The sequence below is a fragment of the Candidatus Villigracilis sp. genome (assembly GCF_057083605.1).
The window spans coordinates 18,829-35,930 of record NZ_JBXMTI010000115.1; the positions used below are offsets into that span (position 1 = coordinate 18,829).

Genomic DNA, 17,102 nt, shown 5'->3' on the forward strand with positions numbered 1-17,102 from the left:
CTTAAAACCTGTCAGGTCTACATAAAACCTTGGAGGATGAATGACAACAGTTCTTTTAGTGGATGATGAGAAGTTGATTCAACGCAGTCTTGAGAAAACATTATTGCGGGCAGGCTTCGATGTGTTAACAGCCTCAGATTGTAAAACTGGAAGTGAGGTCTTCGCACAGAATGCGAGTGAAGTCAATATTGCTGTGCTGGATCTGAACATGCCTGGTTTTGACGGCACACCAAAATCTGGCGCAGGGTTTGATTTATTGGATGACTTAAAAAGGCAGAAAGCAGGCTTGCCCATCATCATCCTCACGGCTTATGATGAAGTGAACAAGGCCAAAGATTCAGTCTCGCATGGCGCAAACGCATTTTTTGTGAAAGGCCGGGAGCAAGGGCTGGTGGAGTTGATTCAGAAGATATTGAGTAAGTAACATACTCCGATGGTCGGGTCGAGTAAGGCGAGTGATTTTCGAGCCTGTACCGAGACCATCCCTTTAATAGTGATATGTGGCCTCGACCACCATAACAAATTGAAGATTATATAAAGGAAATTATTATGACAAACGATATTCACCGACATGCAACTTTATTGAAAGCCGCGGCACGTGCTGCAAAGAACATCACCACCATTCTCGACCCGTACGAATTATTTCAACGCACCGTGGATATCATCTGCGATGAATTCGGGTTTTATTATGCAGGCGTGTTCCTGCTCGATGATAAAAAACAATACGCGGTTTTAAGAGCGGGCCGCGGTGAAGCGGGCAGGGCCATGATAACCGAGGGACATAAACTTGCAGTGGGCGGGAACTCGATGATTGGCGCGTCTATTGCAAATCGGCAGGGACGTATCGCTCTGGATGTTGGGCATGAGGCGGTTTTCTTTGAGAATCCACACCTGCCAAAGACACGCTCCGAAATGGCGCTTCCATTAATTGTAGGGGATGATGTCATCGGCGCGTTGACGGTTCAATCCACTGAAGAAGCGGCTTTCCATGATGAAGATATCGCCGCTCTGCAGACCATGGCCGACCAGCTTGCGATTGCAATTCAAAATTCCAATTTGCATCGCCAGGCTGAACGCCGCTCGCGTTTGTTGAAGGCTGCAAATCGCGTGGGCAAAGAGGTCACTTCCATTCTTGACCTTGAAAAACTTCTCCCGCAAACTGTGAACATCATTTGCGAAGCCTACGGTTTGTATTATGCAGGCGTCTTCCTGCTGGATGAAACAGGTGAATATGCCGTTCTGCGTGCGGGTTATGGCAAGGCAGGTAAAGCCATGGTGGCGGATGGTCACAAGCTCAAAGTTGGCACAGACTCTATGATCGGTGCATGTATTGCAATGGGAGAAGCGCGCATCGCCCTTGACGTCGGCGAGGAACGTGTGCATTTCAAGAATCCGCATTTGCCGCATACTCGTTCCGAAATGGCGTTGCCTCTCATTTATGGCGGCCAGGCATTGGGCGCGGTTACCATTCAAAGCTCCGAAGAACGTGCCTTCAGCGAAGATGACATCACCACTTTGCTGACCATGGCGGAGCATCTGGCCGTTGCGATCAATAACGCGCATCTGATTGATGAACTTAAGGAAGCGCACAACGAAATTTTGCGTAACAAGGTTTTTGAAGCGCTCACCACCGCTTCCACCGAAGCCATTCATTGGATTGGCAACAAAACGCTCCCTATCTCGCTGACAGTTTCCCGTCTTCGCGAAGAGATCGCCGATGGAAAAGTGGACATCGAATCTCTGAAGGAAGACCTTGACATGATCTCCGAAAGCGCCGCGCAGATCATTCAGGTGAAAGAACAGTTGATCGGTGCAATACGTGAGATGAAGCCGCGTCCCGTTCTCTTTGCGGATGTATTGCAGACCGCTGCCCATCAGCGCGGTATTTCAGAAAAAATGCTCAAGGTCAAAATTGATCCTCTCGCGGCCTATGTCATTGCTGATAGCACCCAGCTCACTCGCGCACTCGGAAATGTTTTGCAGAACGCTGTAGAGGCGGGAGCCAAGTCTGTAAAGGTCAGTGTGCATCCTACCGAAGAGCGCGGCATTCTCGAAATTGACATTGATGATAATGGCGCTGGTATGAGCGAAGAAATTATGCAAAAAGCATGGTCGCCATTCTTTACAACGCGCGGTGTTGCGCATCATGGGCTTGGCCTGCCCGCCGCCATGCATGTCGTTTCGCAATCACAGGGACGCATCGCCCTTGTCAGCGGGCCAGGCAAGGGTACAACTGTCGCCATGTTCATGCCGCAGGGGCGCGCATCCATTGACCTGGTCCAGACAGGAAGCGTGAAGGAAATCCTGTTGATCGACGATAACGATGATTGGTCAAAACTCTTTACAGAATTGCTCAAGGGCACGAAAGTCAAATTGACTCAATCCACCGACTTGAAGAAGTTGCCACCTACTGACTTGATCCTTGTGGATGAAAACATCGCCTCTCTTTCCATGATGGATATCCTGTCTGCGCTTTCAGAGGCAGGTCTCACAGCGAAGACCGTGATCCTCACATCTGCGATCAACCCCGAGCGTGTGACACAATTCCTGCGCGGCGGCGTGAAGGACGTAACTGTGAAGCCGTATTCTGCGAATGAAGTCAGTGAGTTGTTGAAGTAGGAGTTTAAGACCTGACAGGTTTCAACAGAACTTCGATCATTTGTGACCTCCGTTCATTCACAAGTTATGATTGGCGGCGGCGCGAATGAAACCTGTCAGGTCTCTGAAAGTAATTTATGAGACCTCGATGGCGTAAAGTATTTCACGATCTAATAGATAACAAGGCACGCACCCTGTTGGTGGTTTTTTCCATTGCTGTGGGTGTATTTTCCATTGGAGTGATCTCGGGCGCGTATCAGATCATTTCCAATGACATGAGTGTTTCGTATGCGGCCAATAAGCCTGCCAATGTTGAACTTCGTACCGTAAACTTCGATGATGATGTTCTCGCCTCCATTCAAAACCAACACGGCGTGCTGGATGCTGAGGGCCGCCGTGTATTCAATACTCGCGTACGCGTGGCTGGAACAGAGAAGTGGACAACGTTCGACATGGTGGCTTTTGAAGATTTTGAAGCCAACACTGTTAACTTGCTTACTCCACTTCAAGGGGAAGCCGTCCCCGATAAACGTGAAGTGGTACTTGAACGTGATGCGCTAAACCGCCTCAATGTACAAGTGGGTGATGTGCTGGAATTCCAATTGCAGGATGGTTCCACCAAAACAATGCCCGTTGTTGGCGTGGTGCAGGATATTGCCATGGGCGCTGGCGATTTTCTGGCATCTCCGTATGCCTATATCGATATGAATACCTTACAGTATCTTCGTCAGCCTGAGCTGTATAACCGCGCTTATATCACTGTGGAAGCTGGCGGCGATGATATCTTCCATATCCGCGAGGTTGGCGCAGAGTTAAAGGATAAGCTCGAAAAGAACGATACACGGGTGATCCGCACACGCTTCGCTGAAACGCATGAGCATCCACTGGCGAGCACGGTCAACGCGATTCTTGGCATTCTGATGGCGCTGGGAATCCTGATCGTATTTCTCTCCAGTTCGTTAATTGCGAATACCTTGAGTGCTTTGTTAAACCAGCACTTGCGTCATATCGGTGTCATCAAACTGGTGGGCGGACGCAGGCGCCAGGTCTTCCAGATGTACCTTGTATTGATCATGTCCTTTGCGGCGCTGGCCTTGCTGATCGCCGTGCCATTAGGCGGACAGGGTGCATATGGGCTTGCCCTCTTCATTTCCAGTGAGTTGAATTTCAACATCCTTGGTTATCGCATTGTGCCGATGGCTTTGTTGATCCAGATCGCAGTCGGCTTGCTGGTCCCTCTCGTTGCGGGGTTATCGCCTGTCATTGGCGGGTCGCGTATCACGGTCTTGCGCGCTCTCAGCGGGGACTTGACCGGGGATGAGAGTCAGCCTCAGGCTGGTCAGACGCGCGTCTCATGGTTCGACTGGATGATGATCAAGCTTACGAGAATCCTGGCTTCACGCGGAATCCATTTCCCGCGTCCGTTTATTATTTCCTTGAGAAACACATTCCGCCGCCGAGGGCGATTGATCCTGACCCTGTTTACATTGACAATGGGTGGCGCGATTTTTATCGCGGTCTTCAACGTCCGCACCACTTTGCACGAGTATATCGGCTCGATCGGAAAATATTTTGTTGCCGATATATCTCTTGATTTTGACGAGCCGTATCGCTTACGTGAGATCGAGCAAATGGTCATGCAGGTGGATGGCGTTGTGGGCATGGAAGGCTGGCAATTCGTAAGCGGCGAATTGCTGGATGCAAACGATGAGGTGCTGGAGAACATCAATATCTTTGGTCCGCCTTCGGATAGTGTGCTGATCGAACCGTTGCTTGTGAAAGGACGCTGGATCCGTGCCGATGATGTGCGAAAGTTGGCATTGAGTGAGGCGGCCTATCAATATTTTCCGAATATCAAGCCTGGAGATCATGTTAAGTTAAAGATAGAGGGGCGCAATGAATATTGGGAAGTGGTGGGTATTTTCAAATTTGTAGACCGCGAAGGTGTGCTGGCATATGCTCCTTACGAATATATTTCGCAAATGAACAACCTGGCGAACCGCTCCTATTCCTATCGTTTAGTCACTGAAAGCCACGAAAGATCTTATCAGAATGTGAAAGCGGAGGAGTTGGATAAATTCTTCCGCGAACGTGGTTTCAAGGTGCGTGTGGCACAGGCAGGGCGTGCTTCGCTGGATACGGCAGTGGAGAGTCTGGATACGCTGGTGGTGTTCCTGCTCATCATGGCGATCTTAACCGCGATTGTGGGCGCGATGGGGTTGACTGGCACAATGGGTATGAACGTGCTGGAACGGACCCGCGAAATTGGCATCACTCGTGCCATCGGTGCAGATGACCGCGCCGTAATGCGGACCGTGATCAGCGAGGGATTTGTGATCGGCGCGATCTCATTCGTGCTGGCGATCATATTATCCATTCCATTTACTTATTTACTTTCAACCATCGTAAGTTTGGCGGTGTTTGAGACTCCTATTGATGTTATTTTCACTTTTACGGGATATGCCATCTGGTTTGGCCTGGTGTTGGTGCTCTCGGTGGTCGCATCCATCTTGCCTGCACGTAACGCAGCCCGGCTGACCATCCGTGAAGTATTGGCATATGAATAAATTAAAAATATGGTGGTTGAGTAGTCTTGAGTGACAGCGAAAGCATATCGAGACCATCGGTTAAAAGTAATTTATAAGACATGAATTGTCATTCGAAAATTAAAGAAGGATTCCATGAAAAAGATTATCTTGAAACTGATTACCTTGACCGCAATCCTCGCGCTGTTTCTTGCAGCGTGTGGAAATGCGCCGCAGGCAACCCCTGTGCCCGAGGAAGTTGTCGCATCAAATGAAGTGGTTGCAGAGGGGCGGCTTGAACCTATTCGTGCAACAAACCTGTCCTTTCAGGTGCGCGGGGTGGTGGAGGAAGTGTTGGTGAAAGCGGGCGACACTGTCAGCGAGGGAGATGTGCTCGCGCGCCTCGCAAATGCGGGCGGGGCTGAGGCGCAGGTTGTCATCGCTCAAAATGCCTATGATCTTCTACTCCGCAATGAAGGCGGTGACCGTGCCAAACTTTGGCAGGTTTATATGGATGCACAAATTGCGCGTGCAACTGCCGAGGAAGAGTGGGAAGACTTGAATGTGGACGATATCGATAACCGCATTGAAGATGCCGAGGCTGAAGTGGAGGACCTGAAAGCGGATCTTGAAGATGCGCAGGACGAATTCGATAAATATAAGGACCTTGATGAAGATAATTCCAAGCGCAAAATTGCAGAGGATGACCTGGAGCAGGCACAGGACGATCTGAATCAGGCGATCCGTGATCTTGAAGCTGATGTTCGTGAACGCGACACGATCCGTGCTGCCTACGATACCGCTCTTGCCGCAGAAGCCGAAGCAAAACATCAATATGAAATAAGCCTGGACGGACCAAACGCCGACCAGCTCACAGTAGCCAAAGCCAATCTGGATGCGGCGAAAGATGCGCTTGCAAACTATGTCCTCACTGCGCCTTTCAATGGTACCGTTGCTGATGTGAGTGTAAAAGTGGGCGAACAAGTTAGCGCAGAAACCCGCGCGGTGAGCATTGCAGATTTCAGCATATGGCTGGTGGAAACGACCGATATCACCGAACTTGAGGTTGTGAAATTAAGTGAGGGCCAGCAGGTGAGTTTAATCCCGGATGCCCTGCCAGACCTTGAACTCAAAGGCAAGGTCATTGAGATAAGCAACGCCTTTACTCAGCAAGGTGGCGACATCCTTTATACTGTTCGCATTCGTGTAGACGAGGCGGATTCGCGTCTACGCTGGGGTATGACGGTTGAAGCCGTATTTTTAGAACAATTGAGTGATTGAAATTGACGATAAAAAATGTAATAATAGATATAGCTCCGATAAAGAGCAAAACCGGGGAAACCCCGGCGGCGCAAAGCCCTGAACCTAAAGCTGAACTGAGCCAGGGTTGTCAGGGTTACCGAAAAAAGCAAAACCGTCAAAAGACGGCGGCGCAAAGTCAGAGCGTCTAAAATCAGCCAACTGTGCTGATCAGGACCGACCGACTGCCGAAAGGCAAAATCAGGGAAACCTGATGACGCAAAGTCATGGGTCTAAAATCCGTTTATTTTTTGGGATCAAGACTGCCAGACTGCCGAAGAGCAAACCCATTTGCAGGGATGACTTATTTTTTAGGTCATCCCTGCTTTGATTTAAAACCGCATTTCTCTCTAACTGAAAGTTGGGAGGCGGTTTGTTGATTTCTTCACTGTTGTACAGTCAGTTCACAGATTTCTGCTTCCTGCAACCCGGCAGATGTTGTCCCATCGCTATCCGTAAAACCCCGCGAAAATATCCTGATAAGTCTGATTTCATGGATGCCCGGTGTCAATATGCCAATAGACAACCTCCAGAATAGGGAGGTTGAAGACTTAAGTGTTCGTTGCGCATTGCCGATATTCTGTGCTTTGCCATCCACCTCAATAATGAAACTAGATATGGAGATGATTTCATCCCTTTTCTTCTCGTCATCTGTACTCCATCCCCACACGAGAACGACGGGAGTCTTGGAATTGACTATCCCAGTATTTGGATCGTTCTGGCAGGCCAAAATACTAACCTCCTGCTGGTTACCTCCGTTCACGTAGCTTGGTAACACAAAAAGGATTGCAAAGCCCAAAAGAATAAGGACCAATCCACTTCCCCAGGACTTTACCCCTTCAGCGGTGGTATATTTTTCAATTTTCAAAATCCCAAACCCTGAAAGTGTTAGATAAACCCCAAGAGTGATGAGCAGAACTCCAAAATATGTCAATGGAGAATCGAAACTTGGAGTACCAAACATATTATCCTCCTTGCCTGAATACGTGGTTGAAATAAGAATACAACAAAACCATCCTTGTTACAAGTGTGATACCTGCTTACGGTATAATCGAAAATATGGCCGATAAAAAACGTCCCCTTGACCCCGAAGCGAGACCCGATGATCGCGTGGACAATGCCCTTCGTCCGCAAAAATTAAATGACCTCATTGGGCAGGATCAGGTAAAAGAGAATCTGTCCATATTGATCGACGCGGCAAGGCATCGCACTGAGGCATTGGATCACGTTTTGTTTTACGGCCCGCCGGGCTTGGGAAAAACGACCCTTGCTCATGTACTTGGCAATGAAATGGGTGTTAACGTGAAAGTAACAGCAGGCCCTGCTATTGAACGCGCAGGTGACCTGGCTGCCATTCTCACCAATTTGCGCGCAGGGGATGTGATTTTTATTGATGAAATTCATCGTCTTGGCAGGGCAGTAGAAGAGGTTTTATACCCCGCCATGGAAGACTTTGCATTAGACATTGTGATCGGCAAGGGCCCTTCAGCCCGCTCGATCCGATTGAAATTGCCTCATTTCACGGTGGTGGGTGCAACGACGAGGTTGGCTTTAGTCACAGCTCCATTACGTGCGCGGTTTGGTGCGGTCTATCGCTTGGATTATTACGAGCTTGAAGCCATGCAGAAGATCGTGCGGCGTGCCGCGGGCATGTTGAAGGTCAGTGCTGATGAAACAGGTATTGATGAGGTGGCCCGCCGTGCGCGTGGGACTCCGCGTATTGCTTTACGCCTCTTACGCCGTGTGCGGGATTATGCTCAAGTCCGCGCGGATGGGCTGATCAACCAAAAGGTTGCGAAAGAAGCGTTGGATCTTTTGCAGGTCGATCCGCTTGGTTTGGATGATGTTGATCGCCGTGTCCTTAAAACCATCATCGAAAAATACAGTGGCGGCCCCGTTGGCTTGAATACTATCGCCGCTTCCATCAGTGAAGAGCAGGATACGATCATGGATGTGGTCGAGCCGTATCTCTTGCAACTTGGCTTTCTCGATAGAACTCCGCAGGGACGCATCGCTACCAAGTCTGCTTATGAGCATTTAGGGTATGCATATACGGAGGAAGGCCAGCCGAGGTTACTTTAGCGTCATTGCGAGGATGCGTTCTTTGCCGACGAAGCAATCTCTCATTGAATTGGAGATTGCTCACCGCACTGGCGCGCGGTGCAAGTGTCGGGCGAACGAGCATCGCCCTCGCAAAGACGGGATAATGAACTATGGAAACTTTTGCTCGTTACATAATGATCGGCGGAATTGTCATTTTCCTCGTAGGTGGAGGAATTTATCTTGCATCGAAATTTGGAATCCCACTTGGACGCCTGCCTGGAGATATTCGCATTGAAGGAGAGAATGGTTCGTTTTATTTACCACTCACAACTTCTATTTTGATTTCTGTCATTTTGACGATTGTCTTGAATCTAATCGCGAGGTTTTGGAATAAGTAGGATGGCTGAAGATAGAAATGTCGTTTGTAAACTTTGTTTAAAGCAATCCATCTTAAGAAACTCGCATATCTTGCCCGAATTCTTATATCATGATGTTTACGATAAGTTACATCGCACGATGCTTATTTCATCAAGCGACAAAGAAAAACTAATACAGAGGGGGATACGAGAATATTTACTTTGCCAAGAATGCGAAACCAGATTGAGTCAATATGAAGGATATGCAAGAAATGTAATTAAAAGCATAAACAGTTTTCAAAGGGACTCTGGCGGGAAATTTTTATTTTCAAATAATGTAAATTACAGGTTATTTAAGCTTTTTCAACTTTCCGTACTTTGGCGTAGTAGTGTATCTACGAGTCAAATGTTTGCAAATGTAAACTTGAGAAAACATGAAGAAATTATTCGTAATATGTTGTATGAAGAAAACCCGGGTAAAACAGAAGATTATGGTTGTTTTATCGTTATCATTCCAGATGCTAAAAAAATTGATAGAATAATCATGCCTCCTATGCCAGTAAGGCAATTTGGACATAATGGTTTCAGGTTTATGCTTGGGAATTTGTTCTGGTACTTTATCGTTTCAAGTCATGCCGTTCCAACATCTGTTAAGAACCTATTGCTTCAAGAAACTGGCATTCTTACGATATGGACAGCCCCTTGGAGCGAGCAAGCAGTTTATGCTAATATTCAGAAACTATTTCGAACACGAAGAGGAAGATAGCCATTACGAAATATTTGGTATCTTATGAAAACAAATCGCACGCTCATCATCTCTATAATCACCTTTCTCTGTCTCATCTGCCTTGTTATCAGCGGGATTGGATATTTTTATTTAGTCAACCAACCGCCCAGCCGATTAAGTGACAGCGGATATTACATTCGTATCACCAAAGTTTATTATTACCCCGGCTTCGGGCTTTCTGAGCCATTTGAAATTGAAGGCGCACATATCAGCACGTTTGAAATTCTTGATGAAACTGGACAATATGCAAAAGATAAAAATCATGTTTATTTAGATGGAGTTCCAATCCCCGAAGCAGACCCTGTAACGTTTGAATTGTTAGAAGACCCATATTCACGTGACGCAAATCATGTTTACTTGCAAGATAGAATTTTCAGTAACGACCCTGATCACTTTGAATTTTTACAAGGTTATCTGATGCGCGATAATGAGCATATTTACTGGAGTGACAAAATTATTTCAGATGACCCGTCTAATTTCACTATCATTGACGATTCAGGTTCTACTACATACTGGAAAGACTCAAAAAATATATTTTTCAATGGTAGTCCAATTGATGCCGCAAATATGGACTCATTTGAGGTCATTGACGATTCATATTCGCATGACGATACATACGTCTTTTATCGTACTGAAATCATTTCTCAAGCCGATATCGCCGCATTTGAAGTTCTTGAATCCCCTTACGCAAAAGATAATGTCTCTGTTTTTTGGATGGAACAAATTCTCCCTAATGCAGACCCGCAAACATTTCGCATCCTAAATGTAAAATTTCAATGTTCTGCTGATTCGCAAACTGCCTTTTATCAAGACCAGCCTGTTCCAAATTTTGATCCTAACTCGATCCCCACTGATTCCCAGGTCACCAATTGTGATGCCGCTGGAATGTATTTTTCTCCATGAAAACAGCGGACTTTGATTATGAATTGCCTGAATCTTCCATCGCGCAAACGCCCGTCGAGCCGCGTGATTCTTCGCGCTTGCTTGTCTTGCACCGTGAAATGGGTGAATTGGAACATAAAATTTTCCGCGATATAAAAGATTATCTCAAAGCAGGCGATTTGCTTGTATTAAATCAAACGCGAGTCATTCCTGCGCGCATCTTTGCGAATAAAGAGACAGGTGGGAAAGTTGAACTACTCCTTCTACGACGCCGCGATGAATTGACTTGGGAAGCTTTGGTAGGTGGTAAAGGCTTAAGCGTAGGCAAGAAGATAATAGTGGACTCCGACGACTCCAGTCGTCGGAGTGAAATGCCGAAGGTAGGTCCCACAGGGATGCTTCGCGAAAACTTTGGGCTCCATGCTGAGATCATAGAAATACTTGAAGGTTCTGAACGCCTAATTAGATTCTCTGAGCCCATTGAGCCGTATTTGCCTAAAGTGGGGCATGTCCCATTGCCGCCGTATATTCATGAAAAATTGAACGACCCGGACCGCTATCAAACCGTCTTCGCAAAGGAAATGGGTTCCGCCGCCGCACCCACAGCAGGGTTACACTTCACACCGCAATTGCTGGAGGAGATCAAAGCCAGGGGCGTCAAGATTGCTTATGTCACACTGCATGTTGGCTTGGATACGTTTGCACCCGTAAACGAGGAAAATCCTGAAGAACATAAAATTCACACTGAATGGTGTGAACTCTCGCAGGCAACCGCAAATGCAATTAACGAAACGAAGAGCAATGGTGGACGAGTTATCGCGGTTGGCACGACATCAGTCAGGACGCTTGAATCAGCCGCTTTTCACGCATCACGCATCACGGTACAGAACACTGATGATTGGACGTCCGTCACTGCCTTTACTGGCCCCACCTCTATCTTCATCCTGCCTGGTTATCAATTCAAAGTTGTAGATGCGATGATCACGAATTTTCATTTGCCCAAGTCTACGCTGATTATGCTGGTCAGTGCGTTTGCAGGGCGCGAAAAAACCCTCGAAGTATACAAACTTGCCATTCAGGAAGGCTATCGCTTTTACTCTTTTGGGGATGCAATGTTAATAGTTTGAAGCTTGGAAAGTTCGAATGTTTATACCGCACTCGGTCACAAATTGCGCTTTTGTTAGAAAGTGGAAAGCGCAATTTGTGACCGTGGGTATTATAGAAGTTAAAACCTGCAAACCTGTAAACATGCTAACATAGACGTATGCAACCTCAACTTGATGAACTAAACGACGAAATTATTCAATGCCGTAAATGTCCACGCCTTGTCGAATGGCGGGAGGAAGTTGCTCGGGTTAAACGCAAGGCTTATAAAGATCATGAATATTGGGGCAGACCTGTCCCTGGGTTTGGTGATCCTCAAGCGCGCATTCTTGTGGTGGGCCTTGCTCCGGGCGCGCATGGTTCCAACCGCACAGGCCGTCAATTCACGGGTGACGCCTCGGGGAATTTTTTGTTCCCAGCGTTGCAGAGGGCTGGGTTTGCGAATCAGGCTTGGGCGGAGTCGCGAAGCGACGGTCTCGTTCTAAAGGACATGTATATCACCGCATCAGGTCGTTGTGCTCCACCGGATAATAAACCCACTCCAGAAGAATTAACTAGTTGTCAACCGTTTTTGGAAAGGGAAATTCAGCTCATTCGGCCTAAAGTGATCGTGTGTTTGGGTAAGATTGCCTTTGACCGAATCCTCAAAATATTCGCGGTGCGCAACCTGAAATTTTCTCACGGCGCCTCTTATCGGCTGGTAAATGGTGCCTGGGTATTATGTTCATATCACCCAAGCCAGCAAAATACATCAACGGGGAAATTAAATGCAAAGATGTTCGATGCGATCTGGCTGCAAGCAAAACAGCTCGCAGAGAAAGATTGATCATTGACGAAAATAAATTGGAGAAAACTGTCCGCAGCCATTGCTGTCTTTTCGGTTATTGCCGCGGCGACTTTTGTGATCTGGGCGAGTGATGCATTCCCTGCCACCGAAGTTGCATTGCAAGCCATGCGATCAGATTCGCGAGCGCATGTGAACGCTGAAAATGGCTGGATCATTTTCACTCCTGCGGCGGATTTACACCCTGAAACGGGAATGGTTTTTTACCCGGGCACCTTCGTGGATTATCGTGCATATGCGCCAGTGTTGAAACTGATCGCAGAGCAGGGATACTTTGTTGCGCTTGTGACCGTGCCCTTGAGTTTGGCTTTCTTTGATGTTGATGCCGCCGATCGTGTGCAGGCGCAATATCCTGAAGTTAGGAATTGGGCCGTAGGCGGACATTCGCTTGGGGGTATGGTGGCTGCAAGTTATGCGGCCAATCATGTTGAAATAAAAGGCGTTATATTTTGGGCATCGTATCCTGCAAATGACGCATTGGGATCGATGAATACAAAAGTGATCTCCATTTATGGAACAGATGATAGGATCGCAACAGGCGATAAAATAGAGGAATCACGGGCGATGCTTCCAGTTGATGCGCAGTTCATCCCCATCGAAGGCGGAAACCATTCCCAGTTCGGTTCATACCGACTTCAACCTGGCGATAGCGACGCGGGCATTTCTCCTGAAGAGCAGTGGGCACAGATCGCGCAGGCAACGGTTGAGTTTTTGAAGGAGTTGAAATAATTCAGGCGATAGCCACTTCATAATAAATCATGAAACATTGGAAGAAGATAGTTTCTGCATCCTTGATTTTTGTGTGCCTCACTACGGCGCTCGGCCCATTTTTCATCCCCGTGGCAGAGTTGGATGGGTTGGTTGATGAGCAGGAATTTGTGGAAGCCGATAGCAAATTCATTGAAGTGAATAACGTCAATGTGCATTATAAGGAAGCGGGAACTGGTGAAACGGTTTTCATCCTCTTGCATGGGTTTGTCGGCAGTACTTTTTCGTGGCGCGAAGTGATGAATGATTTTGCCCAGCGTGGCCGCGTCATTGCCTATGACCGCCCTGCCTTTGGGTTGACTGAACGCCCCATGCCCGAAGATTGGGCCGAGAATCCATATGGCATGAAAGCCAATATCGAACTCCTGCGTGAATTGATGGATGTGATGGGAATTGAGAAAGCAGTTCTGGTCGGCAATTCTGCGGGTGGCGGAGTTGCTGTGGCGTTTGCGTTGGAATATCCTAAAAGGGTTGAGTCGCTCATTTTGGTTGACCCAGGTGTGGGCGGAGGGCGAGGCCCACAATTCCCTGAGTGGGCCTCGCCGCTGATGTGGACTCCGCAAATGCGTCATATTGGCCCATTGATGATGCGCGATTATCAGGAGGCGCTTCCCAACACGATCCAACGTGAATGGCATGATCAAACCAAACTTACTGATGAGATCAGGCAGGAATATTTAAAGTTGTTGAAAATAAAAAATTGGGATCGTGCCTTTTATGAATTAACATTTGCGCCTGCATACCCTGAACTTCGTCCGTTATTGCCTCAATTGAATGTGCCGGTCTTCATCGTTGCGGGGCAGGAAGATCGTTTGATCCGCGCTTTTTATTTCGAAGCGATTGCAGAAGAAATTCCTGGAGCGCAACTCACTTTGATCCCGCAATGCGGGCATGTCCCTCAAGAGGAATGTCCCACTCAATTTATGGAAGCCGTAATGAATTATTTGGAAAATTAATTGACAACATATTTAATCACCCCCGGCGAACTCGCGCCAGATTTCGAGCTTGAAGATACAAATGGAAATCGTGTGCGCCTCTCAAGTTTTCGTGGAGGCAAACCCATTGTGCTTTCGTTCCTGCGTGGCTTCATGTGACCGTACTGCCGCGCGCAGTTGGCACGCATGGGCAATCACTATGAAGAATTCACCTCACGCGGTGCAGAGATACTGGCCGTTGGTCCCAATGACGTGGAAACTTTTAAAAAATATTGGAAGAAAGAACATATCCCATTTATCGGCCTGCCCGACCCCGATCATAAGGTTGCAAAGGAATATCGTCAGGAAGTGAATCTTTTCAAGTTTGGGCGCATGCCTCTCAACTGCATCGTGGATATTGAAGGCCGCATCCGATATGTACATTACGGTTCCTCCATGGCTGATATCCCTGATAATGAAACATTTTTAAACGTAATAGAAAAACTTAACGCGTCATCCAGTTAACATGACTTTTGGACACATCGCCTTTCTTGGCTCCGGTGAGACGTCTCTCGCGGGCGGACGCATCTTCGAGACACTTGCCCGCCTCATCCCTGACCCGTTGCGGGTTGCCATACTGGAAACGCCAGCTGGCTTTGAGTTAAATGCATCACTTGTTGCTGGGCGTGTGGGAGAGTTTCTCAAGACCCGTTTACAAAACTACAAACCGACGATTGATCTAATCCCTGCTCGTAGAAGGGACACAGAGTTCAGCCCCGATAACCTTGAAATCCTAAAACCGTTGTTGCAAGCCAACATGATCTTTATGGGTCCAGGCAGCCCCAGCTATGTGGTTCGTCAATTGCAAGGCTCACTCGCGTGGGACATCGTTCGCGCGCGGCATCGACTTGGTGCGACTTTGGTCTTCGCCTCCGCCGCAACCATATCCGTTGGTGAATGGGTTTTGCCTGTTTATGAAATTTACAAGGTGGGTGAGGATGTACATGTAAAAGATGGCTTGAAATTCTTCTCCGACTTTGGAATGCATGTTTCCATCATTCCGCATTGGAACAATGCCGAAGGCGGCGTTGATCTGGATACCAGCCGCTGTTTCATGGGCATCGAGCGTTTTGAGCAATGGCGAAAACTCACACCTAAACAAAACATCATCGTGGGTTTGGATGAGCACTCAGGCATCATTATGGATTGTGAAAAAGGTATCTGCGATGTGCATGGAGTCAGTTCGGTCTCTGTCTTAAAGAGTGACAGCGCAGAAATATACCCATCTGGTGCAAGTTTTTCATTAAGTGAGCTTGGAACCTGCACTTTTCCTGAGCCTATTGAAAGAGGAATCAAGCCTGAAGTATGGGAACTGGTTCTCAATGCAACCAAATCCAATGAAGAAGCACCACCGTCTGAAGTATTGGCCCTGCTGGAACAGCGCAAACAAGTCCGCGCGGATAAAAACTTTGCCGAGTCAGACCGTTTGAGAGATGAGATTGCCGCGCTCGGCTGGACCGTGAATGATACAAAAGAGGGTCAGCAATTAGCGAAATCGTAAGCGCGCAGCGCCGCTGCGCGCCCCTACATGTTTTGTCTGACAAAATGCGATAAAATATCCGCGCAAGATTTCTCAAGGAGAACTTATGCGCGCGGTAGACATCATCATCAAAAAACGCGATAAACAGCCATTAACCTCACAGGAAATCGATTTCTTTGTGCAGGGATTTACCAATGGGGATATTCCAGATTATCAAGCCTCAGCTTTTGCAATGGCAATCATGCTGAACGGTATGACATCCTTTGAAACTGCCGATCTCACCCTCGCCATGGCGCGTTCCGGGCAAGTGCTCGATCTTTCCAAAGTTGTGGATATTGCCGTCGATAAACATTCCTCCGGTGGCGTGGGCGATAAAACCAGCATCGCGGTCATGCCGATGGTGGCTGCTTGCGGTTTGCCCGTTGGAAAAATGTCTGGTCGCGGACTTGGCTTCAGCGGCGGTACACTCGATAAATTGGAATCCATCCCAGGCTATCGCGTGGATCTGACTACCGATGAATTCATAAAGCAATTAAAAGAAAAAGGTATTGTGCTCACAGGCCAATCCTTGGACCTCGCACCGGCAGACGGCAAAATGTATGCACTGCGCGATGTAACCGGGACTGTGCCTTCAACTCCTCTCATTGCTTCATCCATCATGTGTAAGAAGATCGCGGCTGGCGCGCAGGCAATCGTGTTGGATGTGAAGACTGGCCTCGGTGCATTTATGCAAACATTGGGTGAAGCCCGCGAACTCGCAAGTTTAATGGTGGATATCGGTCACCTGGCGGGGCGTAAAACTGTTGCCTTGCTCTCGGATATGAATCAACCTTTGGGTGCGGCGGTTGGAAATGCCCTTGAAGTCATTGAAGCAATTGCCACTCTGCGCGGCGGCGGCCCAGCCGATTTCCGCGAGCATTGTTTGCATGTAGCCGCGCATGTGCTGCTTTTGGGTCGGCGCGCGAAAGACCTTAGTGAAGGCCGCGCTATGGCAGAGCAGTCCATTGTAGATGGCAGTGCGCTGGAGAAATTACGCGTGCTGGTGCAGGCCCAGGGTGGCGACGTTTCGTATGTGGATGATGTCTCAAAATTTGAGCATGCAAACCACGTCGAGTTGGTACCGGCTCCTCGAAACGGATTCATCTCCCAGGTCCATGCAAGGATCGTAGGCGAAGCGTCAGTGGTGCTGGGGGCTGGGCGGGCGAAAAAAGGCGACCCCGTGGATCATGCGGTTGGCATCGTCATCCGCAAAAAAGTGGGGGACAGAATCGAAGAAGGCGAGCCCTTATTTGAGATCCATGCAAATGATGAAGCAAAATTGGCTGAGGCGCGCGAGACGGTGCTTTCCGCGCATCAGTTTAGTGATGAATCTGTGCCGCCGTTACCTCTGTTTTACGAGTAAAATATGTATAGTCTTGCGAATTTTTTAAGAATCAGGCATA

Annotated in this window: 16 protein-coding genes and 2 riboswitches; of the genes, 15 read left to right on the forward strand and 1 reads right to left on the reverse strand. The window is 48.0% G+C overall.

Annotation, left to right across the window (positions count from 1 at the left end):
* The first annotated feature begins 40 nt into the window (after nucleotides 1-40).
* The 4 genes from AC14M5_RS17175 (at nucleotide 41) to AC14M5_RS17190 (ending at nucleotide 6,404) form a co-directional block, all read left to right on the forward strand.
* On the forward strand, nucleotides 41-424 hold the full coding sequence (locus AC14M5_RS17175) for a response regulator (protein ID WP_484030922.1): 384 nt from the start codon (nucleotides 41-43) through the stop codon (nucleotides 422-424).
* Nucleotides 425-549: 125 nt separating this feature from the next.
* A complete protein-coding gene (locus AC14M5_RS17180; protein ID WP_484030923.1) occupies nucleotides 550-2,619 on the forward strand; it encodes a GAF domain-containing protein in 2,070 nt (689 codons plus the stop codon).
* A 116-nt stretch (nucleotides 2,620-2,735) separates the two neighbouring features.
* A complete protein-coding gene (locus AC14M5_RS17185; protein WP_484030924.1) occupies nucleotides 2,736-5,165 on the forward strand; it encodes an FtsX-like permease family protein in 2,430 nt (809 codons plus the stop codon).
* 114 nt (nucleotides 5,166-5,279) lie between these two features.
* On the forward strand, nucleotides 5,280-6,404 hold the full coding sequence (locus AC14M5_RS17190; protein ID WP_484030925.1) for an HlyD family secretion protein: 1,125 nt from the start codon (nucleotides 5,280-5,282) through the stop codon (nucleotides 6,402-6,404).
* A gap of 34 nt (nucleotides 6,405-6,438) precedes the next feature.
* Nucleotides 6,439-6,527, forward strand: a riboswitch (cyclic di-GMP riboswitch).
* 79 nt (nucleotides 6,528-6,606) lie between these two features.
* A riboswitch (cyclic di-GMP riboswitch) is annotated at nucleotides 6,607-6,701 on the forward strand.
* 106 nt (nucleotides 6,702-6,807) lie between these two features.
* Here the strand turns inward: AC14M5_RS17190 and AC14M5_RS17195 are convergent.
* Nucleotides 6,808-7,386: a hypothetical protein gene (locus tag AC14M5_RS17195; protein WP_484030926.1), complete on the reverse strand. Its 579-nt coding sequence runs from the start codon at nucleotides 7,384-7,386 to the stop codon at nucleotides 6,808-6,810.
* Between the two features lie 95 nt (nucleotides 7,387-7,481).
* On the opposite strand from AC14M5_RS17195, the gene ruvB reads away from it, so the two are divergent.
* The 11 genes from ruvB to AC14M5_RS17250 all read left to right on the forward strand — a co-directional run bounded on the left by ruvB (nucleotide 7,482) and on the right by AC14M5_RS17250 (nucleotide 17,062).
* On the forward strand, nucleotides 7,482-8,504 hold the full coding sequence (ruvB, locus tag AC14M5_RS17200) for a Holliday junction branch migration DNA helicase RuvB (RefSeq protein WP_484030927.1): 1,023 nt from the start codon (nucleotides 7,482-7,484) through the stop codon (nucleotides 8,502-8,504).
* 131 nt (nucleotides 8,505-8,635) lie between these two features.
* Nucleotides 8,636-8,863 carry a DUF2905 domain-containing protein gene (locus tag AC14M5_RS17205; RefSeq protein ID WP_484030928.1) on the forward strand — a complete coding sequence of 76 codons (228 nt, stop codon included), beginning with the start codon at nucleotides 8,636-8,638 and terminating at the stop codon, nucleotides 8,861-8,863.
* Nucleotide 8,864: 1 nt separating this feature from the next.
* Nucleotides 8,865-9,587 carry a hypothetical protein gene (locus tag AC14M5_RS17210; protein ID WP_484030929.1) on the forward strand — a complete coding sequence of 241 codons (723 nt, stop codon included), beginning with the start codon at nucleotides 8,865-8,867 and terminating at the stop codon, nucleotides 9,585-9,587.
* Between the two features lie 24 nt (nucleotides 9,588-9,611).
* A complete protein-coding gene (locus AC14M5_RS17215; RefSeq protein ID WP_484030930.1) occupies nucleotides 9,612-10,511 on the forward strand; it encodes a DKNYY domain-containing protein in 900 nt (299 codons plus the stop codon).
* Nucleotides 10,508-11,617, forward strand: a complete 1,110-nt coding sequence (gene queA / locus AC14M5_RS17220; RefSeq protein WP_484030931.1) for a tRNA preQ1(34) S-adenosylmethionine ribosyltransferase-isomerase QueA — start codon at nucleotides 10,508-10,510, stop codon at nucleotides 11,615-11,617. Before AC14M5_RS17215 ends, queA begins: the two co-directional genes overlap by 4 nt.
* A gap of 137 nt (nucleotides 11,618-11,754) precedes the next feature.
* Complete coding sequence (locus tag AC14M5_RS17225) at nucleotides 11,755-12,420, forward strand: uracil-DNA glycosylase (protein WP_484030932.1); 666 nt, start codon at nucleotides 11,755-11,757, stop codon at nucleotides 12,418-12,420.
* Nucleotides 12,421-12,423: 3 nt separating this feature from the next.
* On the forward strand, nucleotides 12,424-13,167 hold the full coding sequence (locus AC14M5_RS17230) for an alpha/beta hydrolase (RefSeq protein WP_484030933.1): 744 nt from the start codon (nucleotides 12,424-12,426) through the stop codon (nucleotides 13,165-13,167).
* Between the two features lie 29 nt (nucleotides 13,168-13,196).
* On the forward strand, nucleotides 13,197-14,162 hold the full coding sequence (locus AC14M5_RS17235; protein WP_484030934.1) for an alpha/beta fold hydrolase: 966 nt from the start codon (nucleotides 13,197-13,199) through the stop codon (nucleotides 14,160-14,162).
* Nucleotides 14,163-14,645 (forward strand): peroxiredoxin family protein, encoded by a 483-nt coding sequence (locus tag AC14M5_RS17240; protein ID WP_484030935.1) that lies wholly within the window; start codon nucleotides 14,163-14,165, stop codon nucleotides 14,643-14,645.
* Nucleotide 14,646: 1 nt separating this feature from the next.
* Nucleotides 14,647-15,681: a CysS/YqeB C-terminal domain-containing protein gene (locus AC14M5_RS17245; protein WP_484030936.1), complete on the forward strand. Its 1,035-nt coding sequence runs from the start codon at nucleotides 14,647-14,649 to the stop codon at nucleotides 15,679-15,681.
* 85 nt (nucleotides 15,682-15,766) lie between these two features.
* Nucleotides 15,767-17,062 (forward strand): thymidine phosphorylase, encoded by a 1,296-nt coding sequence (locus tag AC14M5_RS17250; protein ID WP_484030937.1) that lies wholly within the window; start codon nucleotides 15,767-15,769, stop codon nucleotides 17,060-17,062.
* The last annotated feature ends 40 nt before the right edge of the window (nucleotides 17,063-17,102 follow it).